Origin of the sequence: Arthrobacter sp. KBS0702, from assembly GCF_005937985.2 — a bacterium.
Taxonomy (GTDB): Bacteria; Actinomycetota; Actinomycetes; order Actinomycetales; family Micrococcaceae; genus Arthrobacter.
Genome location: NZ_CP042172.1, coordinates 1,823,571 through 1,848,472, shown reverse-complemented (window position 1 = coordinate 1,848,472; position 24,902 = coordinate 1,823,571). Strand labels below are relative to the sequence as shown.

22 protein-coding genes are annotated in these 24,902 nt (G+C 68.3%); 6 read left to right on the top strand and 16 right to left on the bottom strand.

Annotated elements, in window-relative coordinates; translation table 11 throughout:
* Positions 1-73: 73 nt before the first annotated feature.
* Together FFF93_RS08490 and FFF93_RS08485 are read left to right on the top strand one after the other, a co-directional pair.
* On the top strand, positions 74-1,036 hold the full coding sequence (locus FFF93_RS08490) for a hypothetical protein (RefSeq protein WP_261375026.1): 963 nt from the start codon (positions 74-76) through the stop codon (positions 1,034-1,036).
* A gap of 9 nt (positions 1,037-1,045) precedes the next feature.
* Positions 1,046-1,741, top strand: coding sequence for a peptide deformylase (locus FFF93_RS08485; RefSeq protein WP_138769304.1), 696 nt, complete (start codon positions 1,046-1,048; stop codon positions 1,739-1,741).
* Here FFF93_RS08485 and FFF93_RS08480 read toward each other — a convergent pair.
* Positions 1,738-3,846 (bottom strand): S9 family peptidase, encoded by a 2,109-nt coding sequence (locus FFF93_RS08480; RefSeq protein ID WP_138769305.1) that lies wholly within the window; start codon positions 3,844-3,846, stop codon positions 1,738-1,740. The genes FFF93_RS08485 and FFF93_RS08480 overlap by 4 nt on opposite strands.
* Before the next feature lie 110 nt (positions 3,847-3,956).
* On the opposite strand from FFF93_RS08480, the gene FFF93_RS08475 reads away from it, so the two are divergent.
* The 4 genes from FFF93_RS08475 (at position 3,957) to FFF93_RS08460 (ending at position 7,172) form a co-directional block, all read left to right on the top strand.
* On the top strand, positions 3,957-4,841 hold the full coding sequence (locus tag FFF93_RS08475) for a methyltransferase domain-containing protein (protein WP_138769306.1): 885 nt from the start codon (positions 3,957-3,959) through the stop codon (positions 4,839-4,841).
* Between the two features lie 127 nt (positions 4,842-4,968).
* On the top strand, positions 4,969-5,445 hold the full coding sequence (locus tag FFF93_RS08470) for an NfeD family protein (protein WP_138769307.1): 477 nt from the start codon (positions 4,969-4,971) through the stop codon (positions 5,443-5,445).
* A 118-nt stretch (positions 5,446-5,563) separates the two neighbouring features.
* On the top strand, positions 5,564-6,541 hold the full coding sequence (locus tag FFF93_RS08465; RefSeq protein ID WP_261375025.1) for an SPFH domain-containing protein: 978 nt from the start codon (positions 5,564-5,566) through the stop codon (positions 6,539-6,541).
* 283 nt (positions 6,542-6,824) lie between these two features.
* Entirely contained in the window at positions 6,825-7,172 is a 348-nt protein-coding gene (locus FFF93_RS08460; RefSeq protein ID WP_026266329.1) for an RNA polymerase-binding protein RbpA, read from the top strand.
* A gap of 78 nt (positions 7,173-7,250) precedes the next feature.
* On the opposite strand, the gene FFF93_RS08455 is transcribed toward FFF93_RS08460, so the two are convergent.
* The 15 genes from FFF93_RS08455 to arc all read right to left on the bottom strand — a co-directional run bounded on the left by FFF93_RS08455 (position 7,251) and on the right by arc (position 24,873).
* The gene (locus tag FFF93_RS08455; protein ID WP_138769308.1) at positions 7,251-7,988 is read right to left on the bottom strand and encodes a polyprenol monophosphomannose synthase; all 738 of its coding nucleotides are present in this window, start codon (positions 7,986-7,988) and stop codon (positions 7,251-7,253) included.
* A gap of 114 nt (positions 7,989-8,102) precedes the next feature.
* Positions 8,103-9,785 carry an amidohydrolase gene (locus tag FFF93_RS08450; protein ID WP_138769309.1) on the bottom strand — a complete coding sequence of 561 codons (1,683 nt, stop codon included), beginning with the start codon at positions 9,783-9,785 and terminating at the stop codon, positions 8,103-8,105.
* A gap of 90 nt (positions 9,786-9,875) precedes the next feature.
* Positions 9,876-12,773 carry an RNA helicase gene (locus FFF93_RS08445; protein ID WP_138769310.1) on the bottom strand — a complete coding sequence of 966 codons (2,898 nt, stop codon included), beginning with the start codon at positions 12,771-12,773 and terminating at the stop codon, positions 9,876-9,878.
* A 24-nt stretch (positions 12,774-12,797) separates the two neighbouring features.
* Positions 12,798-13,592, bottom strand: coding sequence for a twin-arginine translocase subunit TatC (tatC, locus tag FFF93_RS08440; protein ID WP_186372273.1), 795 nt, complete (start codon positions 13,590-13,592; stop codon positions 12,798-12,800).
* Between the two features lie 48 nt (positions 13,593-13,640).
* Positions 13,641-13,910, bottom strand: coding sequence for a Sec-independent protein translocase subunit TatA (gene tatA, locus FFF93_RS08435; protein ID WP_138769312.1), 270 nt, complete (start codon positions 13,908-13,910; stop codon positions 13,641-13,643).
* 35 nt (positions 13,911-13,945) lie between these two features.
* Positions 13,946-14,344, bottom strand: coding sequence for a hypothetical protein (locus FFF93_RS08430; RefSeq protein WP_138769313.1), 399 nt, complete (start codon positions 14,342-14,344; stop codon positions 13,946-13,948).
* A gap of 5 nt (positions 14,345-14,349) precedes the next feature.
* A complete protein-coding gene (locus FFF93_RS08425) occupies positions 14,350-16,416 on the bottom strand; it encodes a YafY family protein (protein WP_138769314.1) in 2,067 nt (688 codons plus the stop codon).
* 146 nt (positions 16,417-16,562) lie between these two features.
* Positions 16,563-16,958 (bottom strand): FKBP-type peptidyl-prolyl cis-trans isomerase, encoded by a 396-nt coding sequence (locus tag FFF93_RS08420; protein WP_138769315.1) that lies wholly within the window; start codon positions 16,956-16,958, stop codon positions 16,563-16,565.
* A gap of 51 nt (positions 16,959-17,009) precedes the next feature.
* Complete coding sequence (locus tag FFF93_RS08415; protein WP_138769316.1) at positions 17,010-17,951, bottom strand: FKBP-type peptidyl-prolyl cis-trans isomerase; 942 nt, start codon at positions 17,949-17,951, stop codon at positions 17,010-17,012.
* A 112-nt stretch (positions 17,952-18,063) separates the two neighbouring features.
* Positions 18,064-19,428 (bottom strand): Pup--protein ligase, encoded by a 1,365-nt coding sequence (pafA, locus tag FFF93_RS08410; RefSeq protein WP_138769317.1) that lies wholly within the window; start codon positions 19,426-19,428, stop codon positions 18,064-18,066.
* Between the two features lies 1 nt (position 19,429).
* Positions 19,430-20,137, bottom strand: coding sequence for a proteasome subunit alpha (gene prcA, locus FFF93_RS08405; RefSeq protein WP_138769318.1), 708 nt, complete (start codon positions 20,135-20,137; stop codon positions 19,430-19,432).
* Between the two features lies 1 nt (position 20,138).
* Positions 20,139-20,963 carry a proteasome subunit beta gene (prcB, locus tag FFF93_RS08400; RefSeq protein WP_138769319.1) on the bottom strand — a complete coding sequence of 275 codons (825 nt, stop codon included), beginning with the start codon at positions 20,961-20,963 and terminating at the stop codon, positions 20,139-20,141.
* A gap of 110 nt (positions 20,964-21,073) precedes the next feature.
* Positions 21,074-21,274, bottom strand: a complete 201-nt coding sequence (locus FFF93_RS08395) for a ubiquitin-like protein Pup (RefSeq protein ID WP_138769320.1) — start codon at positions 21,272-21,274, stop codon at positions 21,074-21,076.
* A 126-nt stretch (positions 21,275-21,400) separates the two neighbouring features.
* Positions 21,401-23,011, bottom strand: coding sequence for a depupylase/deamidase Dop (gene dop / locus FFF93_RS08390; RefSeq protein ID WP_138770466.1), 1,611 nt, complete (start codon positions 23,009-23,011; stop codon positions 21,401-21,403).
* A 47-nt stretch (positions 23,012-23,058) separates the two neighbouring features.
* Positions 23,059-24,873 carry a proteasome ATPase gene (arc, locus tag FFF93_RS08385; RefSeq protein WP_138769321.1) on the bottom strand — a complete coding sequence of 605 codons (1,815 nt, stop codon included), beginning with the start codon at positions 24,871-24,873 and terminating at the stop codon, positions 23,059-23,061.
* Positions 24,874-24,902: the final 29 nt, after the last annotated feature.

The window sequence follows — 24,902 nt, the reverse complement described above, 5'->3', positions numbered from 1 at the left end:
GGGACCCCGCCGGACCTTCCGATGCATGCCGGTGCCCATGCCGGACACCGCCACCGCGGCCTAGACTGGCCGCATGGTCAGCATTCCGCTGTCACTCCGGTGGGCCGCCGTCGCGCTGCTGCTCCTGGCGACGGCGTCGTGCAGCGCGGGCACCGGGGCTGCCGGTCCGGGGAACGGGAGCGGTACGCCGGCGTCGCCGTCGCCCTCCGCGTCGGTTGCCGCCCCGCTGACGGCGGAGATCAGCCAGTTCCGTGACAACTACAGCCGGCAGATCATCGAGATCCAGCTGACCAACACCACCGGCGAGCCGGTCACCGTGCTTGCGGCCGGGCTGCGGAGTCCACTCTTCGCGTCCCGAATCAGCTGGACCGCGGCGGCCGCCGGAACAGAACTGCCGCCGCACCAGACGAAAAGCCTGCCCGCCAGCCTCCCGGCCGCGTCCTGCCCCGACCAGGCCGCCGAGCAAAGCCGGGCCCCTGAACAAAGCCGGGCAGGGCAACCGCCCGCCGCCGTCGAGGTGCTGCTCGCGTCCGCCGCCGGGGCAACCGGACAAACGGTCACAACGGACGCAGCCGATCCCTTTGGCGTGCTGGCAAGGAACAACGTCGAAATGTGCGTGGCGCAAGCCGCCGCCGCCATTGCCGAGCTCCGGTTCGCCCCCGAGCTGGAGCTCTCCCCGGACGCCCGGACCGCGTTCCTGCACCTCCGCATCTCCCCGCGGAACTCCGCCACTGATCCTGCGGACCGGGCGCTGACAATCGACAGCGTCGGCGGAACCACCCTCCTGGAGGAGGATCCCAGCGCACCCTGGCCCAGCGGGCTGCGGATCGACGCCACGGGCCCGGCGCGCGAGCTGCGGCTCGGCATCCGACCTGCCCGATGCGACCCGCACGCGGTGGCGGAGGACAAGGTGGGCACCCTGATCCCGCTGCGCGTCTCTGTCGCCGGCCGGGAGGGAGTGCTGAAGATCGACGCGGGCGCGCAACTGCGGGGCCGGATCTACGATTTCGTTACTTCTGCGTGTGGACGCCAGTAGTCTGGTCCCATGTCCGCAGATGCCAGGAACGACGTAAGTTACACCGCCCCCACCGCCGAGACCAGCGACGACATCATCCGGGAGGCCGTCGAGCAGATCCTGAACGCCGGGGTGCTGCCGCCGATCGTCCAGGTGGGGCACCCGGTTCTCCGGCAGCAGGCGGTCCCGTTCACCGGCCAGCTCGACGACGCCGAGCTCGGCCGACTGGTTGACCTCATGCGCCGCGTCATGCACAAGGCCCCTGGTGTCGGGCTCGCCGCCCCGCAGCTGGGGATCCCGCTGCAGCTGGCCGTCCTGGAGGACAGGTTCGACGTCGACCCCGAGGTCGCGGCGGCGCGCGGCCGGGAACCGCTGCCGTTCTTCGCCATGCTGAATCCGCGCTACGAGCCGCTGGGTACGGCGAAGAGAGCTTTTTACGAGGGCTGCCTGTCCCTGAACGGGCTGCAGGCCGCCGTGCTGCGGCCGGAATCCGTGCGGCTGGACTTCACCGCGGTGGACGGGACGGCGCAGCAGCGGGACTTCACCGGATGGCAGGCCCGCATTGTGCAGCACGAAACCGACCACCTGCACGGCGTCCTGTACCTGGACCGGGCCGAACTGCGTTCGCTCAGCAACAACGCGGAATACTCCGCCCGCTGGGCCCAACCGGACATCAGCCTCGCCCGGCAGGAACTAGGGTTCCTGCCGGGCGAACCCGACGCTTAGCCGGCGGCGGGCTCCGCGGCAGCCGCGTCGTCCCGCGGCGCCGGGTTGGCCGCCGTCGGAAGGTGCCGGGACCACCAGTGCAGGATCTGGTCGAAGCGCTGCCTGCGGTGATGCGGGGTGCCGGAGCGCGAGAGCTCATGGTTCTCGCCCGGGAAGACCAGGAACGCGGCCTCCACACCCAGCTGCTTGAGGGCGGTGAAATAGCGCTGGCCCTGCTCTACCGGGCAACGCAGGTCCTCCTCGCTGTGGATCACCAGCGTGGGCGTCCGGACCTGGTCCACCCTGGCCATCGGGCTTTGCGCCGCCATCTGCTCGGCCGAGCGGCCGGTGTACTCGCCGCCGAAGAACCAGCCGATGTCCGAGGATCCCGTGAAGCTCACCGGATCGAGGTACCCGCGCTCCACGATGGAGGCCTTGAAGCGGTGGTCATGGCTGATGGTCCAGGCCGTCAGGTAGCCGCCGTAGGAACCGCCCATGATGCCGAGGGCATCGCCGTCGAGCTCTTCGAACTTTTCGAGCGCCCCGTCGAGGAACGCCAGGACGTCCTGCATGTCCACGGTTCCCATGCGCTCCTTAATGGCGCGGCCGTGGGCCTGGCCATAACCGGCGGAGCCGCGCGGATTGCACATCAGCACCGCGTACCCGGCCGCGGCATACACCTGGGCCTCGTCGAAGAGAGCGCCGGTGAACTGGGCGAACGGGCCGCCATGGATGTTGAGCAGGACCGGGTGCGGGCCCTCCCCCGCCGGGGTGACCAGCCAGCCGTGCACGGGATAGCCGTCGGCCGCGGCGAACGTGAGTTCCTGTGGGGGAAGGATGCCCGCGTCGGCGCGCAGCGGCGCCGAGAAGTCCGTCAACACCCGGAGCCGACCGGCTTCGAGGGCGGCGACGTCGCCGGCGGTCCCCGCATCGCTGAAGCTCAGCAGCACCGATCCCGCGCGTTCGGCCGCGCCGGTCACCACACGGTCGCCATCGAGCAGGGTGTTGCGAAGCCCGTCGGGACCGAACTCCAGCAGCTGCGTGGTGCCGCGCGCGTTGTTCAGGACCAGGACACCGTCCGAGCCGGCCGGCTCGAGGCCGCCGCCGAGGTCCATGGTTTCCACGTCGCTAAGCGCGACGGCGTGGCCGCCGTCTGCGGACATAGCGTAGAGCGCCGTGTTGCGGGCGACGAAGTCCTGGCCCGAGGTGCCGAGGTCCTGCGCCGCAAAGTACAGCCACTGACCGTCCCGGCTCTGGCGGACCGCGGAGACGGACAGCCCGTCCGTGCCCCCCGGGATCACGGCTTCGGGCTCGGCCGGCCCGGCCTCCTGCCCGGCCTGGGTGCCGCTGTCGCCGGGCAGCGGCAGCCGGTAGATCCCGGTGACCAGGTCGTCGTCGCTGTCCTCGTGCAGAGCCGCGGTGAAATAGATGGCCGTGCCGTCAGTGCTGTAGCTGGCGCCGTTGTGGTCGGTGGCGGCAGTGGTCAGCTGGCGCGCCTCCGGAAGGTTCCGGGCCACCTTGCCGCCGGCCTCCTTGCCGCCGTCGGCGGACTTGGCCTTCTTCAGCGCCCGGCCTGCCGGGGCCACTGCGGGTTCCTCGTCCAGGGACGGGACCGCCACCAGGAAGAGTTGCAGGGGCTTGTCCGCCGTGTAGCCGACGCCGTTCATCCGGTACTGGTAGTCCGTGATCAGCCGGGCATCCTCGCCGCCGGCGGAGACCCCGTCTACCGTGCCGTAGCGGCCTTCCTCGGGCGTCCGGGCGCTGAAGACGATACTGCTGGAGTCCGGGGACCAGGTGAACGCACTCACGCCCAGCGGCGCGTCCGTCACCGGCACGGGCTCCCCGCCGTGGGCCTCGACGACGTGCAGCTGGGGTTTGCCGCCGGGCTCGGCACGGAGGAACGCCAGCACCTCCCCGTCCGGGGAAAAGTCCGGCGCGGTGTCGCGGAAGCCGCGGGTCAGCCGGCGCGGGCGCTGCGCCGGGTCCGCCGGCACGGACCAGAGCTGGCCTACGTAGGAATCGGCGTCGAAATCGGGGCGAACCACGGACACAACGGCCCGTGAGCCGTCGGGGTGCACGGCGGGGGCCGAAACGGACTTGAGCAGGGGCAGATGTTCGGATTTCACGAGTGCGAGCCTAGCCGCTACCGCCCGCGAGGTGAAATGCCTCACACCGGCGCGCCGCGCCCCGGACTACACGCTGCCGGGCCGGACGTGCCGGCCCTACGATGGACTCTATGCCAGCAGCCTCCCTCGCCGCCCTCGTGTGCCCCGTATGCCGGAGCCCGTTCGCGGCACGTGACGGTGGACGTTCCCTCGCCTGCCCGGCGGGGCACCACTTCGACGCGGCCAAGCAGGGCTATTTCAACTTCCTGACTGGCAAGGGCACGGTCTTCGAGGCGGACACCGTGGACATGGTCGCGGCCCGCTTCGACTTCCTCTCAGCCGGGCACTACCGGGGCCTGGCCGACGCCGTCGCCGACCTTGCCGCACCGTCCCTTGCCGCCGCCGGGTCCACCGTGCTCGACGCCGGCACCGGCACCGGCCACTACCTGCGGGCCGTACTGGACCGCGCGCCCGCGGCGGCCGCCGTTGGCCTGGACATCTCGAAATTCGCGCTGCGCCGGGCGGCGCGGCTGAATCCGGAGGCGGTTAACCTCGTCGCCGACGTGTGGCAGCCGCTCCCGCTCGCGGACGGCGCCGTCGACGTCGTCACCGTGGTTTTCGCGCCGCGCAACGCCAGCGAATTTGCCCGCGTGCTCGGGCCGGGCGGGCGGCTGATCGTGGTCACGCCCAGGCCCGGCCACCTGGCCGAGATCGCCGGCCAGACCGGCATGCTGGGAATCGAGCCAGCCAAGGACGAGCGCCTCGAGGCCTCGCTGGCCGGGCAGTTCCAATCCCATGGCGGACGCGAGCTGGACCTGGCGCTGAGCCTGACACCTGACGACGTGGCCAACCTCGCTCTGATGGGCCCCGCAGGGCACCACCTGGACCGCGGCGCCCTGGTCGCCCGTGTGGCAGGACTGCCAGCGCGCACCGCCGTGTCTGCCCGGTTCCGGATCAGCGTCTTCGAGCCGTTGCCCGTGCCCGCAACGCCGGCGGCAAAGTCGGCGGCTACGTAACGACTTGGCCACGTTCGGGAGCTGGCTTCCGCATCCCGTGCCGGTCCTTGCCGTCCGGCTTAGGATGGAACCACGTCACGGAGGCCTGCGCCTGCAGCCGCCCGTGCGGACCGGCAAGGGGGAAAAGATGTTTGCATGGTTGGCCGAAAACTGGTGGGCGTTGTGGCTCACGATTTTTCTGGTGTTCGCGGTGGTGGAGATGCTCACCCTCGACCTCTTCTTCATCATGCTCGGCGGCGGCGCCCTGGCCGGGCTGGCTGCCGCGTTCGCGGGAGCCGACCTTTGGCTTCAGATCGTCATCTTCAGTGTCGTATCCCTGCTGATGATCGGCTTCGTGCGGCCCGTGGCCCTGAAGCACCTGCGCAGCAGCCCGGCCGACCAGCGCAGTAACGTCGAACGCCTGATCGGTGAATCCGCCCTCGTCGTCGAGCCTGTGAGCGCCCTTGGGGGCCGGGTCAAGATCGGGGGGGACGTCTGGAGCGCCCGCATGGAGACCGGGGAACTCGCACCCGGGCAGCATGCCGTCGTCAGGGCCATCGACGGTGCCACCGCCGTCGTCGTTCCGGAGCAGGATCCGGCCGCGCAGGATCCGGCGGCGCAGTAACGACCCTCCGGGTCCGATTCAGTTCTCACAGTCTTCCTGGAGCCGCCACCGGCAGCAGGATCCGCGGCAGCCGAACCGCCGCACAAACAAAACCACATATCTGGGGAAAAGGTGATGTATGGATATCGCAGTCGCAATAGTGCTGCTGGTACTCGTTGCGTTCGTAATAATCGTTCTGGTGCGCTCGGTGCGGATCGTGCCGCAGGCCCGCGCCGGCGTCGTGGAACGCCTCGGCAAGTACCAGCGGACGCTGAACCCGGGCCTGACTATCCTGATCCCCTTCGTTGACCGGCTGCTGCCCCTCCTCGACCTGCGCGAACAGGTGGTCTCCTTCCCGCCGCAACCGGTGATCACCGAGGACAACCTGGTGGTCTCGATCGATACCGTGGTCTACTTCCAGGTCACCGACGCGCGGGCGGCCACGTATGAGATTGCCAACTACATCCAGGCAGTCGAACAGCTCACGACCACGACGCTCCGTAACGTTGTCGGCGGTTTGAACCTCGAAGAAGCCCTGACTTCGCGTGACCAGATCAATGGCCAGCTCCGCGGCGTGCTGGACGAAGCCACCGGCCGCTGGGGCATCCGGGTCTCCCGGGTGGAGCTCAAGGCGATTGACCCACCCCACTCCATCCAGGACTCGATGGAGAAGCAGATGCGCGCCGAGCGTGACCGCCGCGCCGCCATTCTGACCGCCGAAGGCACCAAGCAGTCCGCCATCCTCACCGCCGAGGGCCAGCGGCAGTCCTCGATCCTGAAGGCCGAGGGTGACGCCCAGGCGGCAATCCTGCGGGCCGACGGCGAGGCACAGGCCATCCAGAAGGTCTTCGACGCCATCCACAAGGGCAACCCCGACCAGAAGCTGCTGGCCTACCAGTACCTGCAGACGCTGCCGAAGCTTGCCGAGGGCAGCTCCAACAAGCTGTGGATCATCCCCAGCGAGGTGGGCGAGGCGCTCAAGGGCATAGGCAACGTCCTGGGCGGCACCAACCCGGACCCGCGCTCGGACGGCGCGCCCGGCAGTGCGGCGGGCTCATCGCCGGCCTCGCCACCGCCAGCAGTGGCGACAACGCCGGCCGTTACGCCGGGGGCCTGAGGCACGCGGCACAGCCCGAGGAACCAGGAGGCACCCGTTCCGGCGGGTGCCTCCCCTCGTTCGCCAGCTTTACCTGCGGTGCCGCACCCGCGTATACTTGAGTATTTGTCCGGAAGGTTCAACCTGCCGGAACATTTACGCTTCGCGGCGCGTTATACCTACTGACGATTTCTATAGTGGGTACGCCGTAGAAAATCGCATGCAACAAGTAGTCCGGCGTGGTCCTGGTGGCCGCCGGCTAGCGCAGGGCCCGGCCCTGCGAACCGACCATAAGGGAGAAAAGATGAGCGATCGCAGCCTGCGGGGTATGCGCCTTGGCGCACAGAGCATGGAGACCGAATCCGGCGTCGAGCCGGCTCCGCGCCAGCGTGTTGAGTACCGCTGCGAGGACGGCGAGCAGGTGTTCGTGACCTTCTCCTCCGAAGCAGAGATCCCTCCGGTCTGGGTTTCGAAGACCGGCAAGGAAGCCCTCCTGGTCGACGGCGAACGCCCCGTGAACAGCAACGAGAAGGCCGTCCGCACGCACTGGGACATGCTGCTGGAACGCCGCTCCCTGCCGGAGCTGGAGCAGATCCTCGAAGACCGGCTCACCATTCTGCGTGAACGCCGCGGTGAACGCCGCTCGGCGTAGCCAGCTAGCCGCTCAGCAAAAAAGGCCGGGCCTGCACCTCATGGAGGTGCAGGCCCGGCCTTTTCTGTGCGGGAGGCGCTACTTGCGCCCCAGCTTGCGGCTCAGGGTGTTCCAGCGGGCGGTGAGGCCCCACTTGGTGACGTTGATCATGGCCTCGACCACGATGTTGCCGCTCATCTTCGAGGCGCCCAGCTCGCGCTCAACGAAGGTGATGGGCCGTTCCACGATGTTCAGGCCCAGCTTGGCCACGCGCCAGGCGAGGTCCACCTGGAAGCCGTAGCCGACCGAGTCCACCGAATCGAGATTGAGCTTTTCGAGCGTGGTCCGGCGGAAGGCACGGAAGCCGCCCGTGACGTCCTTGATCTTGACGCCCAGCATGATGCGCGCGTAGGTGCTGCCGACGCGGGAAATGGCCTGGCGGTACAGCGGCCAGTTCACCACGCTGCCGCCCGGGACCCAGCGGGACCCCATGGCGAGGTCTGCGCCCTGCTCGACTGCTTCGATCAGCTGTGGCAGCTGCTCCGGCTTGTGCGAGCCGTCGGCATCCATCTCGACGAGGATGTCGTAGCCGGCGTCCAGGCCCCACTTGAAACCGGCGATGTAGGCCGCTCCGAGTCCGGCCTTGCCCTCCCGGTGCAGGACGTGGACCTGGCCGTCCTCGGCGGCGATGCGGTCGGCCAGCTGGCCCGTGCCGTCGGGGCTGTTGTCGTCAACCACCAGGACGTCGGAGGCCGGCACGGCGGTGCGAAGGCGCCCAAGGGTCTTGGGCAACGATTCCAGCTCGTTGTAGGTCGGGATGATCGTGAGGACACGCACAGCGAGGCCTTTCCTTGAAGGGAGCGGTCGAGGGGCCGGGGCAGCCGGCGGTAAGCCGACGACAGGCACAGCTCCCCATTATAGTCAGTCAGCCGGCCGCCGCCCGGCGGGACGCTAGCTTCCGAGCGAGCCGGCGGAGAAGAGTTCGACGCCGTCCCGCACCGTCTGCAGGCAGACCGGATCGTTGCCGGTGTCCAGGGCCGGCAGCAGTGGTGTCCGGGCGCGCGGGTCCGTGCTCCAGGACTGGACCCTGCCGTCGGCCACCTGGACCATGAGCTCTTCGACTTCCCAGACCGCGAAGCTGGCCGGAGCGCCGGGAACCAGCTGGCCCGCCATCGGGTTCCGGTAGCGGGCGGCACGCCAGCCTGCCCTGGTGTGGCCCAGGAAGGCGGCCCGGGCGGAGATCCGCTCGTCGGCGTTGTGGTGTTCCAGGCAGGCGCGCACGCTCGACCAGGGCCGCAGCGGGGTGACCGGGCTGTCGCTGCCGAAGCAGACCGGAACGCCGGCGGAGTAGAAGGAGCCGAAGGGGTTCATGGCTGCGTGCCGGGAGCCGAGACGCTGGGCGTACAGGCTCCCCTGCCCGCCCCAGAGGGCGTCGAAGGCGGGCTGGGCGCTGACCGTCACCGAGTACTTAGCCAGCCGGGAGATGGCCTCGGGGTCGGCGATTTCGACGTGTTCCAGGCGGTGACCGGCTGCGCGGACGCGCTGTTCGCCGACGTCGGCGGCGGCGCGGTCCAGGGCCTCCAGGGCGGCGTCGAGCCCGGCGTCGCCAATCACATGGAACCCGGCCTGGATGCCCAGAACCGAGCAGGCCGCAATGTGTGCCGCTGCTTCGTCGGCGGAGAGGTACTGGCTGCCCCGCTCCCCCGCCGCGTCGCTGTAGTCGCTGCGCAGCGCGGCCGTGCGCGAACCGATCGAGCCGTCCATGTTCAGGTCCCCGGCCAGGCCCAGCACCGGGACGCCCAGGCTGTCGAGGATGGACTGGGCATGCTCCGCGGAGCCGGCCAGCTGGCCCCAGTACGGCAGGATCTCCGGGACGGCTTCGCCGGCGCGGCCGCCGTCGTTCCAGCCAGCCGCGAGTTGCAGGTCCTCGATGCTCCCGATGTGCGGGGCCGCCATTTCGGCCAGCGCCACGTACCCGTTGGCGGCCGCCTCGGCCAGGGCAGCCTGCTGGTAGCCGCGCAGGGCGTCCGCCGGGAGTTTCCGCGCGGCGAGCCGCGCGGCGGTGTGGGCGGCCCGCTTGACCTGCCCGTCGGAGTCGCCGTCGGAATAGCCATCGAGTCCCACGAGCCCGGACGCGGCCGCCAGCGACGCGGACACCAGGGCCGAATGCACGTCCACTCGGGAGAGGTACACCGGCCGGCCGCCGGCGGCCCGGTCCAGTTCTTCCCGGCTCGGCAGGGTAGGGTCGGCCCAGAGCGTCTCGTCCCAGCCGTGCCCCAGCACCGGGCCGCCCGCTGCGGAACCGGAGCGGGCGACGGCGTCGAGCAGCTCGGCGGCGGAACGCACACCGCCGAGCTGCAGTGAGTCCAAGGCGATTCCGGTTTCCGTCAGGTGGACGTGCGAGTCGACGAAGCCGGGAGCGAGGAGGCCGCCCTGCAGGTCAATGACCTCCATGGAGGAGTCGGGGATGGACGTGGCTGCCTGTTCGGAGCCGACCCAGGCCACGGTGTCGCCGTCGACCAGCATGGCCGTCGCGAAGGGGTCCGCAGCGGTGTAGACGGAGCCGTTGCGGTACAGCGTCACCTTGCGCTGCGCTTTAGGTGACTCGGGTGCCTCGGACGGTGAAGCGGTCATGGTGCGGATCTCCTTGTTGCTGGGCGCCGGCGGCAGGCCGGCAGGGTGAAGAATGGGCGGGCAGCACGGGTCGCTGCCGCTAGGGCAGGCTCACGCGACGGCCGAGTAGGCGACGACGCCACGCTTGACCAGCGTGATCGCGTCGGCGCAAAGCCGGGCAACACGCGGGTCGAGGCCGGGAATCTTGGCGAGCTGGTCCAGCAGGTCGATGACCTGCTTGACCCAGCGGACGAAGTCGCCGGCGGCCAGGTCCGTGCCGCTGAGCACCTCCTGGAGGTGGCGGCCCTTGGCCCACTTGAAGATAGGCCAGACCAGGCCCAGTTCGGGCTCCCCGGTGAGGGGCAGCTTGTTGGCCTCCTCCACGTCTTCCAGGGCGGACCACTCGCGCACCACGGTGTCGACGGCGGACTCCAGCGAGACGCTCGGCATCTTGGGCCGCAGGCCGCGGTCCTCCCGCTTGGCCTGGTAAACCAGGACGCTCGCCAGTGCAGCGATCTCGGCGGCGTCGAGGTCGCTGAAGGCCCCCATCCGCAGGGACTGCGAAATCAGCAGGTCCTTTTCACCATAGATCCGTCGGAGCCGCTGGCCGTCCGGGCTGATCGAGAGGGTCCCCGCGTCCGAGGTCTCGAGGTAGCCGTAGCTGGACAGGACCCCGCAGACCCGGTCAAACGTCTTGGCGATGGTGTTGGTGCGGCCCTGGATCTGGCGGATCAGGCCGTCGGTCTCCTGGCGGAGTTTCCACCAACGCTCGGACCATCGGGCGTGGTCCTCGCGTTCGCTGCAGCCGTGACAGGGGTGGGCCCGGAGTTCGCGGCGCAAATCCGCGATCTTCTTCTCCATGTTTGGGAGCGCGGCAGCACGGCCGAAGTCCTCGTTGCGGTTCGGCGGTGCCGGCGGGCGGCTCTCCCGGATGGCGTTGCGGACCGAGGAGGCCAGGTCGCGCCGGGACTTCGGCACCTTTGCATTGAACGACTTGGGGATCCGGACCCGGGTGATCGGCGCGAGCGGACCTTCGACGTCGTGCAGGCCGATCCGGCGCAGCTGGTTGTCCATGGTCATCACCGCGGGGCGCGGTTCGCGCGAGTGGTGGTCCGAACTCAGCACGACGGCGAGGCCGGGCGCCCGGCCCGAGGGTACGTCAACGACGTCGCCGGGCAGCAGCCGGCTCAGCGAGTCCTCGGTCAGCGACTTGCGGGCCCTCGAGGTGCCCTTCGCGGCGTTGTTCTCCGCATCGGACAACGCCCGGCGCAACCTGGCGTATTCGGTGAAGTCGCCCAGATGGCAGCTCATCGACTTGCTGAAGCCGGCGAGTGATTCCTCCCGGCTGCGCACCTGCTTGGCCAAGCCGACGACCGAGCGGTCCGCCTGGAACTGGGCGAAGGAGGACTCCAGGATCTCGCGGGCGCGCGGCCGGCCGAATTGTGCCACGAGGTTGATCGACATGTTGTAGGTGGGCCGGAAGCTGGAGTTCAGCGGGTAGGTCCGCCGGGAGGCGAGGCCGGCGACGGCCGCCGGATCGGTCCCCGGCTGCCACAGCACGACGGCGTGGCCCTCGACGTCGATCCCGCGGCGCCCGGCCCGGCCGGTCAGCTGGGTGTACTCCCCCGCCGTAATGTTGACGTGCGCCTCGCCGTTGAACTTGTCCAGCTTCTCCAGAACCACGCAGCGCGCCGGCATGTTCACACCCAGGGCGAGGGTTTCGGTGGCGAACACGGCCTTGACGAGGCCGTCGACGAACAGTTTTTCCACCACTTCCTTGAACGTGGGCAGCATGCCGGCGTGGTGCGCGGCGAGGCCGCGGAGCAGTCCGTCCCGCCAGCTCCAGAAACCGAGCACGTCCAGGTCGTCGGAGGGGATGTCCTGCGCTGCCTCGTCGACGCGCCGGGCGATGATGAGCTGCTCCTGCTCGGTGGTCAGCCACAATCCCGCGGAGACACACTGTGCCACGGCGGCATCGCAGCCGGCGCGCGAGAAAATAAAGGTGATCGCCGGCAGCAGGTCCATCCGGTCCAGGCTGGCGATGACCTGCGGGCGGCTGGCCTTCCGGACCGGGCTGCGTGTGCCCTGCGGGGCCTGGGCACGCTGGCTGCGCTGATTCCGCTGGCGCTGGTTGCGGCCGCCGTGGCCGAAGCGCCCGCGGACGTTCATCTGGCTCTCGGCACGCGCCATTGACAGCAGTTCCGGGTTGACCTCGAAGCCGGCACGTTCGGTGATGACACCGCTGCCGGCGGTTTCCGCGGTGGCGGACACGGCGGTCTCGCCCGCGGGGGCGATCTCGTCGAAGCTGGTGTCACCGGCAAACAGGTCCACGATCTTGCGGCCCACCATAACGTGCTGCCAGAGCGGGACGGGACGGTGCTCGGAGACGATCACGTCGGTCTGGCCGCGGACGGTGTCCAGCCAGGCACCAAATTCCTCCGCGTTGGAGACTGTGGCGCTGAGCGAGGCCACCTGCACCTCGCTGGGCAGGTGGATGATGACCTCTTCCCACACGGCGCCGCGGAAGCGGTCGGCGAGGTAATGGACCTCGTCCATCACGACGAAGCCGAGGTCGTCCAGGGTCGCCGAATCCGCGTAGAGCATGTTGCGGAGCACTTCGGTGGTCATCACCACCACGGGTGCCTCGCCGTTAATGCTGGTGTCACCGGTCAGCAGGCCCACCTGGGCGGCGCCGTACTTGTCCGCGAGTTCGGTGTACTTCTGGTTGCTCAGCGCCTTGATCGGCGTCGTGTAGAAGGCCTTCAGCCCGCGCTGGAGCGCCAGGTAGATGGCGAACTCCCCCACGATCGTCTTGCCGGCCCCGGTCGGGGCCGCCACCAGCACGCCGCGGCCTGCCTGCAGGGACAGGCACGCCTCGCGCTGGAAAGGATCAAGGTCGAACGCGAGCGAGCGGGTAAATCCGCCCAGGTAGGTCTTGGCTTCTGCGGCCCGCTCGGCGCTGGCACGGTAGCGCTCGGACGGCGACTCCGGCCCGGGTAGTGAGGACATGCTTCCAGCCTAGTGCGCCAACGGCTAGAGATTCTCCAGCTCGGAGCTTGGAGTCGCCTGGTCGGCGGTGGCTTCGGTTTCCGCGGCCACCCTGGCGGCGCGTTTGTCCCGCCGGCGGTCGTTGAGCAGGCACAGTCCGATAGCAGTGAAGAAGAGCACCAGCATGGGCACGGCAAGGTAGAACATGCTCATCGCGTCCGCGCCGGGGGCGGCCATGGCGGAGAAGAGGCAGACGAGGAACACGGTGATCCGCCAGCTCTTGACCAGCTGACGGCCCTTGATAAGTCCCGCCAGGTTCAGCCCGAACAGCACCACCGGCAGCAGGAATGCGATGCCGAACGCCAGCAGCAGGCGTAGGACAAAGGACAGGTACACCTGGGCGCTGATGAAGTTCGAGCCGCCGGAGGGGGTGAAGTCGGTCAGCACGCGCACGGCGTTCGGCAACACCAGCCAGGCCAGCAGCACGCCGCCGACGAACAGCGGCACGGCGGCCGCTACGAAGGACAGCGCCAGCCGCCGTTCCTTCTTGTGCAACCCCGGCACAATAAAGGCCCAGAGCTGGTAGAGCCACACCGGACTCGCGACGATCAGGCCCAGGAAGACGGACACCTGGATCATCAGGTCGAAGGAGCTCGCCACGCCGTCGAAGTTCAACGAGGCCTGGCGGCCCTCATGTTCGTTCAGGTCGCGGATTGGTTTGATCAGCGCCGCCAGCATGGGCTGGTAGACGAGGAAGCCGACGACGGTCCCAAGGACGACGGCGATGGCCGACTTAAACAGCCGGTTCCGCAGCTCCTTGAGGTGGTCCAGCAGGGCCATCCGGCCCTCAGGGTTCGATCGGCGGCTCATGGTTACTGCCATGTGGTTCTAGGCGCGGTTCGGCGGTGGAACGTCGGTTCCCTCGCCGGGACGGCTTTCGGTGCCGGTGGACCGGGGGTGGTTCACGACTTTGCCTTCAACGGCGTCGGAATCGGCGCCCGCTTCCGGGTTGCCGTCCTTCTTCATTTCACGGACCTCGGATTTGAAAATCCGCATCGACTGGCCCAGGCTGCGGGCCATTCCGGGCAGCTTCGGCGCAGCGAAAAGCACCAGTGCCAGAACGATGATGATGATGAGATGCCAGCCTTCAAGCCTCATGCCGGGTGGTCCTTTCGTTTGAATCCATCGTATGTCTAACGGAGATTGATGTCGCGCAGCGCCTGGGGCTGGCCACGCTCCGTCTTGCGCCGGACCCGGCGCAAGCGCCGGGCTTCCTGCCGGGCAACTTTGGATGCATGGTAATCATGTCGCATCAATGCGGGCGGGGCAAAAACGGCTGAACCTGGTACAGCATACGCACCGGATTCGGTTCCTCCCCCGTCGCCGTCCGAGCCTACGGCGCCCACATGAACAGCAGCTGAACCGGAGGTAAGGGGCGCTGCGGCGAAGTTCGAGAAGCGGTCCCCCGCCTCCCCGAGTTCCTTGACCGTGGCCATGAACTTACGGAACAACCGGACGCCCAACACGCCGTAGAAGAGCAGTGACAACGCAATGAGCGCTATCCAGATAACGATCCAAGTCCACCAAGGCATGCTGATCAGTCTAGCTGGCGCGCTGCGTGCTCCCCGTACCCGGCCAGGGCGGCGTCCAGCCATTCCCGGGCCGCGTTTGCCAGGTCCCGGGGCTGCAGGATCCGGACAGCACCCCCGTGCTGGGCCACGAACATCGGCAGCCAGTCCGCGCTGCCGAAGCGGATTTCCGCCAGCATGTTCCCGTCCGGAAGCGCTGCGGTCCGCTCGGCGTAGTAGTCGTCCGCCAGCCCGGCGCCCTGCCGGGTCAGCTCCAGAACCACGACGGCGTCGTCGTCGTTCGGGGTGAACAGCTTGACCGGGAAACCGCCGGCCGGGTTGCCGGCCGAGGATGCCGCGCGGCCGGTGGGCCGCAGGTCCTGGATGCGGTCCAGCCGGAAGTTCCGCAGGCCCTCCGCGGTGTGGCAGTACGCCTCGAGGTACCAGGTGCTGTCCAGCGAGTAGAGCCGGTGCGGATCAACGTCGCGTTCGGACACGGCGTCGCGCTGCGGGGCGAGATAGCTGAGCCGCAGCTGTGCTCCGGTGCGGATGGCCTCGCGGGCTGTTTCCAGGGTGGCGGAATCCTCCGGTGCCACCTCGGGCCCGGAGACCGCGGCGGCCTTGAGGCCCTCCTCGCCCGCGGCAGCCATGAGCTTGAGCGTGACCGACTCCAGGGCGCCGCCCTCATCGAGTCCGGGCAGGCCGTTGAGGGCCTCCAAACCGGTCAGCAGGGCACAGGCCTCGTCTACGCTGAACCGGACCGGGCGCTTGAGGTCCAGGTCCTCGAAGATGTACACATGGTCGTCGTCCCACCGGATGTCCAGCAGATCGTCCGGATAGCCCCCCGGCAGGCCGGAGCAGATCAGGATGCGCAGGTCGTCTTCGAGTTCCTTGCGGGTGATGCCAAAGCGGTCGGCAACTTCGCTGATGTGCAGGCCTTGGTTGTGGACCAGGAACGGGACCAGTTGGAGCATCCGCTTGAGCTGGTCCTCCGAGGTGCGCTTCCGGCGTTTCGGCTGTTCCGAGCGCGGAAATTTGATCGGCGGCTCCGGTGCCGCGGCGAAGGCCGCGGCGGCAGCCAGCCGCCTCCGTACGGCCGCGTGCAGGCCTGCCGGGGAGACGGCGATGGCTTTAGGTCCGTAGGAGGCGAGTTCTTCCGCGAGGGTTTCAGCGTCCCGGTATGGCACGCTGAGCCGGTCGAAGCCGGCGCGGGGCGGGACGGCGGCGCCCCCGGCTGCGGATTCCGGGACTGATTCTGCGGCTGTTTCTGCGGCTGCGCCGCCCCCGCTAGTGCCGCCGTCGAAGGGTTCGGAGTGCTTGCGCAGCCCCAGCAGAGCACCGGCGGCGACGTCGACGACGGCGTGCCGCACGGGCAACTCGGGCAGCGCGGCCAGTTGTTCGCGGACGTTGAACGACGGCGGGGGCGTGAAGGTGTCCTCCAACACTGTGACAGCGGATGTGAAGCGCGAAAGCCGGAAGAACCGCTTGTCGCCCCGGGCGCGGTCGTGGCCGACGAGGTACCACTGGCCGAAGCGGCTGCCCAGTCCCCAGGGTTCGACCGTCCGCATTTCCTCCTGCCCAGTGCTGCCTGCCAGGTAGCTGAAACTCACGGGGTGTTGGGCGTGGATGGCCGCGACCAGGTCCTCGAAGGCCTGACCGGCCGGCCGAATGCGGGGCTGGACGCCGGCGGGAAGTTCGGCGTCCACGAGGCCGCCGGAGGCCTGGAGTTTGCGCATGGCGTTCTGCGCGGCGGAGCCGAGGGCGGCCTGTTCCCAGAGCTGCGCGGCCAGGATCAGGACCGTGCACTCCGCGGGGGTGAGGCTGACGTCCGGGAGCCGGTTGGATTCCTTGCCGATCCGGTACCGGGTGGTCGCGGGATCATCCGAGCCCCAGCCCTTGTCCGTCACGGTTTCGACCTCAAAACCAAAGTGGCGCAGTTCGCCCTTGTCCCGCTCGAACATCCGCCCGAAGGCGGCCTCGGAGCTGGTGGTGTCGTGGTAGACCTTTTCGCGAAGTTCGCTGCGGCGCAGGCCGTACTTGGTGTTGAGCAGCGCGATGAGCAGGTTCAGGAGTCGTTCGGTACGTGAGGCGGACACTCCGCAAGGTTACTAAAGTCCCCGCGCTTAAACGGCGAAAGCGCGGCAACAGCCGGAAGAACTTTCCGATTGTTACCGCGCTCGCGCAGGATGACGCTAGGCCGTTGGGCCCACGCCCGCGAGGGCTGGGAGCCGGTGGGTGGGGACTAGCGGACGGCCACGAGGTCGACGACGAAGATCAGCGCCTCGTTGGGGCCGATCGCTCCGCCGGCGCCACGGGAGCCGTAGGCCATTTCGGAGGGGATCTCCAGCCGGCGGCGGCCGCCGACCTTCATGCCCAGCAGGCCCTGGTCCCAGCCCTGGATGACCTGGCCGACGCCGACCCGGAAGTCCAGCGGCGCGCCGCGGCCCCAGGACGCGTCGAACTCTTCGCCGGTGGACCAGGCCACGCCAACGTAGTGGGTGGAGACGGTGTCGCCGGCCTTGGCCTCGGCGCCGTCGCCCTCGATCAGGTCGGTGATGACAAGCTCGGTGGGTACGGCGCCCTCGGGGAAGTCAATCTCCGGCTTCTGGCGGTCGATGTTGCGCTGTCCAAATGACATGGGTTACTCCTTCGTGGGTGGTGCTTGGTGGTGCTGCGTTTTACGTGAGGTTTACTTCACGCCGAGGATGTCGACGACAAAGACCAGGTCACCGACCGGCTGGCCACTGGCAGCAGTGGCGTCGGGGTAGGCGAGGGCCTTCGGGATGACCAGGAGGACCCGGGAGCCGACGGTCTTGCCGGAGAGGCCCTGGGTCCAGCCCTTGATCACGCCGTTGAGCGGGAACGTGGCCTTCTTGCCGCTGTCGAAGCTGGAGTCGAAGACCTTGCCCCCGGCCAGCGCCACACCGACGTAGTTGACGGTGACGGTGTCGGTTTCCTTGATCGCCTGGCCCTTGCCCTTGATCAGGTCCTGGGAGATGAGGGCGGTGGGTGCGGCCACGCCGTCGACGGAGATGACGGGAACGCCCTTGTCGTTTTCCTTCACGGTCGGCAGGCCGGCCGGCGGGGTTACGGCGTCGCCCTCGGGCTTGTCCAGCACCTTGGGGGCGTCCTTTGCGGCGAGGATCTTGATCACCAGCAGCTGCGAAGGCTGCGCATCGCCGCCCTGGGCGCTGGCGGCCTTGCCGGGGACTGCCAGGGCAAGGTGGGAGCCGACCTTGGCGCCGACGAACGCGTTGTAGATGACCGCGCTGCCTGACTTGAGGTCGTCGTTCAGCTCGAGCTTCTCGGGATCCTTGGCGAAGGTGTCCTCAACGGTCGAACCGTCCTTGCCGTTGAAGGCGACGATGGAGATGTCCGCAACCTGGTTGGCTTTGACGCGGTCGCCGTCGCCCTCCTTGACCACCTTGATGGTCGGGTCCTTGACGTCGAGCGGCTTCGTGAACTCGACGCCGGGGGCCTTCTTCTCGCCATTGTCCGTCAGTTTCAGGGAGTCGAGCTTGGCGGTCTCACCGGCGGACTGGCTGGTGGGCTCGGGGGCGGCAGGTTCCCCGCCACCACAGGCGGTGAGCAGCAGCAGTCCGGGGATGAGAATTGCTAATAGTCGGCGCACGTAAGAACTTTCGTCGGGGCAGGATGGACGCTTCACCGGACGGGTGCCAGCGGCAAAGCATGCGGTAGCCGTGAAACGGCACCTTCCCCAGAATAACGCGGAAAGCTGGGTATCAGCCCATAGAGTCCAGCAACGCGTCTACCCGGTCGTCCACACTGCGGAACGGATCCTTGCACAGAATGGTCTGGTGGGCGCGGTCGTTGAGCTTCAAATGGACCCAGTCCACGGTGTAGTCGCGGCCCAGTTCCTGGGCCCGGCGGACGAAGTCGCCGCGCAGTTTGGCCCTGGTGGTCTGCGGCGGGGCGTCGACCGCATCCTTGACCGCGGTGTCGTCCACCACGCGCCGGGCCGCGCCCCGGGACTGGAGCAAATAGAACAGCCCGCGGCTGCGTGAAATGTCGTGGTAGGTGAGGTCCAGCTGCGCGATCCGGGGTGCGTCCAGCTCAAGGCCGTGCCGTTCCCGGTAGTTATCCATCAGCTTCTTCTTGATCGCCCAGTCCACCTCGGTGTCGATGGCGCTCGTGTTCTCGCTTTCAATCGCGTCGAGGGTGCGTTCCCACAGGTCCAGGATCAGCGGGACGTGGGCGTTGTGGGCGCCCCGGTCCGCCACGAACTCGGTCACCTTGGCCAGGTATTCGCGCTGAATTTCCAAGGCGGTCAGCTGCCGACCGTTGGCGAGGCGCACCACGGCGCGTCCGGTCAGGTCGTGGGAGATTTCCCGGATGCTGCGGATGGGGTTCTCCATCCGCATGTCGCGCATGATCACGCCGGCCTCGATCATTCGCAGGATCAAGTCCACGGTCCCGACTTTGAGCAGGGCCGTGGTCTCGGACATGTTCGAGTCCCCCACGATCACGTGGAGCCGCCGGTAGAACTCGGCGTCGGCGTGCGGTTCGTCACGGGTGTTGATGATGGGCCGCGAGCGGGTCGTGGCCGAGGAGACGCCCTCCCAGATGTGGTCCGCACGCTGGGAGAAGGCGAAGGTGGCGCCGTGCGGGGTCTTCAGGATCTTGCCCGCGCCGGCGATCAGTTGCCGGGTCACAAGGAAGGGGATCAGGATTTCGGCCAGCCGGGAAAACTCCCCCCGGCGGGGTATCAGGTAGTTTTCGTGGCTGCCGTAGGAGTTGCCGGCCGAGTCGGTGTTGTTCTTGAACAGGTACACGGTGCCGTTGAACCCTTCGGCCGCCAGGCGTTCCTGGGCTTCGTCGACGAGGTCATCCAGGATCAGTTCGCCGGCACGGTCGTGGGCGATGAGCTGGGCCAGGTCGTCGCACTCGGCGGTGGCGTACTCGGGGTGGGATCCGACGTCGAGGTACAGCCGGGAGCCGTTGGTCAGGAACACGTTGGAGGACCGCCCCCAGCTGACCACCTTGCGGAAGAGGTAGCGGGCCACCTCCTCCGGCGCCAGCGGGCGGGACTCCGGGCTCGAGTAGGAAATTCCGAATTCGGTTTCGATCCCGAATATGCGCTTGTCCATCTCAGTTCTCCTCAGCGAGCAGTGTCACAACATCGGCGTCGTCGAGGCGGCGGAAAGCGCGCCGGGTGCCCCGGGTGCTTTCGGAGCCGCGGTCCAGCACGGCGACCTCCACGGCCGATGCCGGGAGGGCATCGGCTTCCTTGTCCGCGACCAGTCCTGCCAGTGCCAGCCGGATGGCCCCGGCGAAGTCCAGCTCTCCCCGCCAGCCGGCGGCGACGGCCTCGGAGACCTTGTCCGCCTGGCCGCCCATCACGATGAACCCCTGCTCATCGGCGATGGATCCGTCGAAGGTGAGCCGGTAAAGGTGGTCTGTTTCCGGGCTGGACCCGACCTCCGCGACGGCCAGCTCCACCTCAAAGGGCTTCTGCTCGGCCGTGAACACGGCGCCGAGGCTTTGCGCGTAGACGCTCGCGAGCCCGCGGGCCGTAACGTCCTCGCGGTCGTAGGAATAGCCGCGGACGTCGGCGTACCGCACCCCGGCCTGTCGCAGGCTCTCGAATTCGTTGTACTTGCCGACGGCGGCGAAGGCGATTTTGTCGTAGATTTCGCCGATCTTGTGCAGCGACGGCGAGGGGTTTTCCGCCACCAGGGCAATCCCGTCGCGGCAGCTGATGACCACCACCGAGCGCCCCCGGGCGATTCCTTTCCGGGCGAAGTCCGCCCGGTCCTTCATCAGCTGTTCCGGTGAGACATAGAACTGCTGGGTCATCTTAGGCCTCCCGCTGGGCTACGGCCCGTGAATCGATGATGGTGCCGGCCGCGGCCGCGAGCTCCCGCTCCGGGACTCGGACGGCGCCGGTCCGGCTGACCACGTAGACCACCGGCCAGAGCTGCCGCACCGGGTCCGGGCCGCCTGTGGCAGAGTCGTCGTCGGCCGCGTCGTACAGTGCTTCGACGGCCACTTTCACGGCGTCCGCCTCGGAGAGGCCGGGACGCCAGAGCTTTTTCAGCGCGCCGCGGGCAAACATGGAACCCGACCCGACGGTGTGGTGTTCCTGTTCCTCGTAGCGGCCGCCGGTGACGTCGTAGGAGAACAGGCGGCCGACGCCGGCGGGCCGGTCAAAGCCGGCGAACAGCGGAACGACGGCGAGGCCCTGCATGGCCATGGGCAGGTTGCCGCGGATCATGGCGCCGAGCCGGTTGGCCTTGCCGTCCAGGCTTAGCTGGGTGCCTTCGATCTTTTCGTAGTGTTCGAGTTCCACCTGGAACAGCCGGGTGATGTCCAGGGCAATGCCGGCCGTCCCGGCGATGCCGAGCACGGAGTACTGGTCCGCGGGAAAGACTTTCTCGATGTGCCGGCTGGCGATCACGTTGCCCATGGTGGCGCGGCGGTCCCCCGCCATCAGCACTCCCCCGGCGTAGGTCATGGCAACGATCGTGGTCGCGTGCGGGGTCTGCAGCGGCACGGCGGCGGTTCCGGACGGTAAGCCCTGCAGGACGGAGTACGGTAACAGTTCGGGCCGTGAACGCTGCAGATGCTCGGTGAATGAGGACGTCGCGTTGGCTGCTACCTGGTTGGCTGATGTTTCCTGCACTGGTGCACTCCCTCAACGTAGTGGATCAACGACTTCCGGCCTTCAGCCCTGCGTCTCCTCAGTTCCGGTTCTCCTCCGGTAGTGCCGCGGTCAGCCGGTGGCCGGTCGGCCTACTGGCCGCCCTTCTGGACGAAGGCCCGCACGAACTCTTCGGCGTTGGACTCAAGGACGCCGTCGATCTCGTCGAGGAGGTCATCCACGCCCTGGGTCGCGGCAGAGGCCTGGGCCTCGGGCGCCGCCGGCGGTGCCGGGACGTCCTCTTCGACCTCAGTGTCGCGGGACTGCGGCTGCTGCTGCTCCTGGCCTGCCATCGTTATCTCCTTCGTGTCGTCCCACTGCTCTATCCCACTGTTTTGTCCCACTGTCTGCCCCGTGGTGCGTGGGACATCCTGTAAGCAATATTGCCACGCCCGGGCCCCGCGCGGGGGTCTTTGCGGTTACGAACCGGGGGTCAGTCCCAGCAGCTCCGCCAGGAACGGTCCGGCCTCACGGTGCCGGGCGAACAGGCCGCCGGTCAGGGCCTCCGTGCCGCGCAGTGGTTCCCGGGTGGGGACCCGCTGCAGCTTCCCCCGGCTGGGCAGGTCGAAGATCACCGAGTCCCAGCTCGCCCCCACCAGGTCCTTGCCGAAACGGCTGACGCAGCGCCCGCGGAAGAACGCCCGGGTGTCCGTCGGCGGCTCCGTCGCTGCGCGCGCGATCGCTTCGTCGTCGACGAGCCGCTGCATCCGCTCGCGGGCCAGCAGCCGATAGTAGAGCCCTTTCTCCGGGCGGATGTCCGCCCACTGCAGGTCCACCAGGCCCAGCCGGGCGTCCGACCACTCCAGCCCGTCGCGTTGACGGTAGCCCTCCAGCAGGGAGAGCTTGGCCAGCCACTCCACGGTCGACGCGGCGGCCGTCCGGTCGCCGTCCAGCGCGGTGAGGGTCGCGGACCAGCGCTCAAGCACCTCATGGGTGTGCCCGTCACCGTCGACGGCGTCCGCGACGCCGGTGTCCTGCGCGAGTTTCGCGGCAGCCTCGAAGTACATCCATTGCAGGTCCAGCGCGGTGACGCGGCGCCCGTCGAGCAGCCGCAGGGTCGCGGTCAGCGAGGTGTCGTGGCTGACCGCCTGCAGGGCCGCCACCGGCTCGTGGACTTCGATCCGGGGCGCCAGGCCCGCCTCGATCAAGCTCAGGACCATGGCGGTGGTGCCGAACTTGAGGAAATTGGAGCCCTGGCTGAGATTCGCATCGCCGATGATGACGTGCAGGCGGCGGTACTTGTCCGCGGTGGCGTGCGGCTCGTCCCGGGTGTTGATGATCGGGCGGCGGATGGTCGTTTCGAGCCCGACCTCGGTTTCGAAGAAGTCCGCGCGCTGGCTGATCTGGTAGCCGGGCCGGGAGCTGTCCTGGCCCAGTCCGACGCGGCCGGCGCCGCAGATGATCTGGCGGGTGACGAAGAACGGCGTCAGCCCGCGCACGATCTCCCCGAAGGGGACCGAACGCGGCATCAGGTAGTTCTCATGCGAGCCGTACGAGACCGACTTGTTGTCCGTGTTGTTCTTGTACAGGTTGATCGGCGGCAGGTCCGGGTCCGCGGCCAGGCGGCGGACGGCGGCGAGGGCCACAAGGTCCCCGGCGGCGTCCCAGACGACCGCGTCACGCGGACTGGTGACTTCCGGGCTGGAGTATTCCGGGTGGGCGTGGTCGACGTAGAGCCGCGCGCCGTTGCCGAGCACCATGTTCATGAGGAGTGAACCGGACTCGTCGTCGCCGTCGTGGTCCAGTTCGGCGCGGCCGTAGGCCAGGGCGATCGCTTCCGCGTCCAGGGCCGGGGGCCGGTCGGTGAGCTGATCGGGCTCGGCCGCGCTCCGCTCCAGGGTCCAGCCCCGGGCATCGTGCAGGGGCTCCTCATCGGTATAGTCCCAGCGCGTCTCCGCGCCGCCGGCTGCGCGCTGGCGCGTCACCTGGGCGTAGGCCTGGATGACCCGGGCCGACATCATGGTGGCGTTGGCGCCCGGCGCGGAGGGTGCGTGGATGCCGTACTCGGTCTCCGAGCCCATCACGCGCATGGCGCCGCCAGCCGGCAGGCCTCCGGAAACCGACGAGGGTCCGGCCGTCACAGGTACTGGCCCGTGCTGGGCATCGTCTCGATGGACTTCCCGGGCTCCTGGCCGGCCTTGCCTTGGACGATGGTGCGGATGTAGGTGATGCGTTCGCCCTTTTTGCCCGAAATCCGTGCCCAGTCGTCCGGGTTCGTGGTGTTGGGCATGTCCTCGTGCTCCCGGAACTCGTCAATGACGGCGCGGAGCAGGTGGTCGATGCGCAAACCCTTCTGGCCGGTGGTGAGCAGGTCCTTGATGGCGGACTTCTTGGCCCGGTCCACCACGTTCTGCACCACGGCGCCGGAGTTGAAGTCCTTGAAGTAGAGCATTTCGGTGTCGCCGTTGGCGTAGGTCACCTCAAGGTACTCATTGGACTTCTCGGTGGAGTACATGGCCTCTACGGTGCGCTGGATCATGGCGTCCACGGTGGCCTGGATGTCGCCATTGTGCTCGGCCAGATCCTGCTCATGGAAGGGCAGGTCCGTGGTGATGTACTTGTTGAAGATGTCCGCAGCAGCCTCGGCGTCGGGGCGCTGGATCTTGACCTTCACGTCCAGCCGGCCCGGGCGCAGGATGGCCGGGTCGATCATGTCCTCGCGGTTGGACGCGCCGATCACGATCACGTTGTCCAGCCGCTCGACGCCGTCGATCTCGCTGAGCAGCTGCGGCACGATGGTGGTCTCGACGTCCGAAGAGATGCCGGTGCCGCGGGTGCGGAACAGCGAATCCATCTCGTCGAAGAACACCACCACCGGGCTGCCCTCTGAGGCCTTCTCCCGGGCACGGGCGAAGATCAGGCGGATATGCCGTTCGGTTTCGCCGACGTACTTGTCGAGCAGTTCAGGTCCCTTGATGTTCAGGAAGTAGCTCTTCATGTCCGTCTTGCCGGCACGCTCGGCGGCCCGGGCGGCCAGCGAGTTGGCCACGGCCTTGGCGATCAGGGTCTTGCCGCAACCCGGGGGACCGTATAGCAGGATGCCCTTCGGTGCCTTGAGGCCGTGCTCCCGGTACAGGTCCGGGTGCAGGAACGGCAGTTCGACGGCGTCGCGGATCTGTTCGATCTGCGGGCCGAGGCCGCCGATGTCCTGGTAGGTGATGTCCGGAACTTCCTCGAGGACCAGGTTCTCCACCTCGGAGCGGGGAATCTTCTCCAGCGCGTAGCCCGTGCGGGAGTCGATTGAGAGCGCGTCGCCCACCCGCAGCTTCTGGGCCAGCAGGGCGCCGGAGAGCCGGATAACACGCTCCTCGTCGGCGCGGCCCACCACGAGGGCTCGGTCGGAGCCGAGCAGTTCCTTGAGCGTGACGAGGTCGCCGGCCCGCTCGTAGCCCAGTCCGGCGACCACCAGCAGGGCCTCGTTGAGCAAGACTTCCTGACCGACGGCGAGCTGGTTGATGTTCACCAGCGGGCTGATGCCGACCCGCATTTTGCGCCCGGCGTTGAAGATGTCCACGGACTCTTCAGTGGCGGCCTGCCCGCTGCTGCCGGGGGCCGGGTGCCGCTTCGGGTTCAGTTGCAGGATGGTGCCGAAGCTGTACGGCGGCTGCCCCTCCTGGTCGAGGGCGTTTTTCAGCCGCAGGATCTCCGCTTTGGCCGTCTCCAGCATGCCGACGAGTTTGGAATTGTTCTGCGTGGCGGCCGCGAGCTGACGGTCGATATGGCGGAGTTTGTCGCGCAGGATATTGACCTGGCGCTCGGCGACGGACAGCTCGGCCGCCGCGTAACGGTCAACCTCGCCGGCCACCGATGGCTCGGGCCGGTCGGCCGCGCCGGCGGCCAGGTCCTCGTCCTGCGCCGGCGTACGGCCGTTCTCGTTGTTGGGAGTCTCCATCGTGCATCAGCCCCTTCAGTACTTCTATT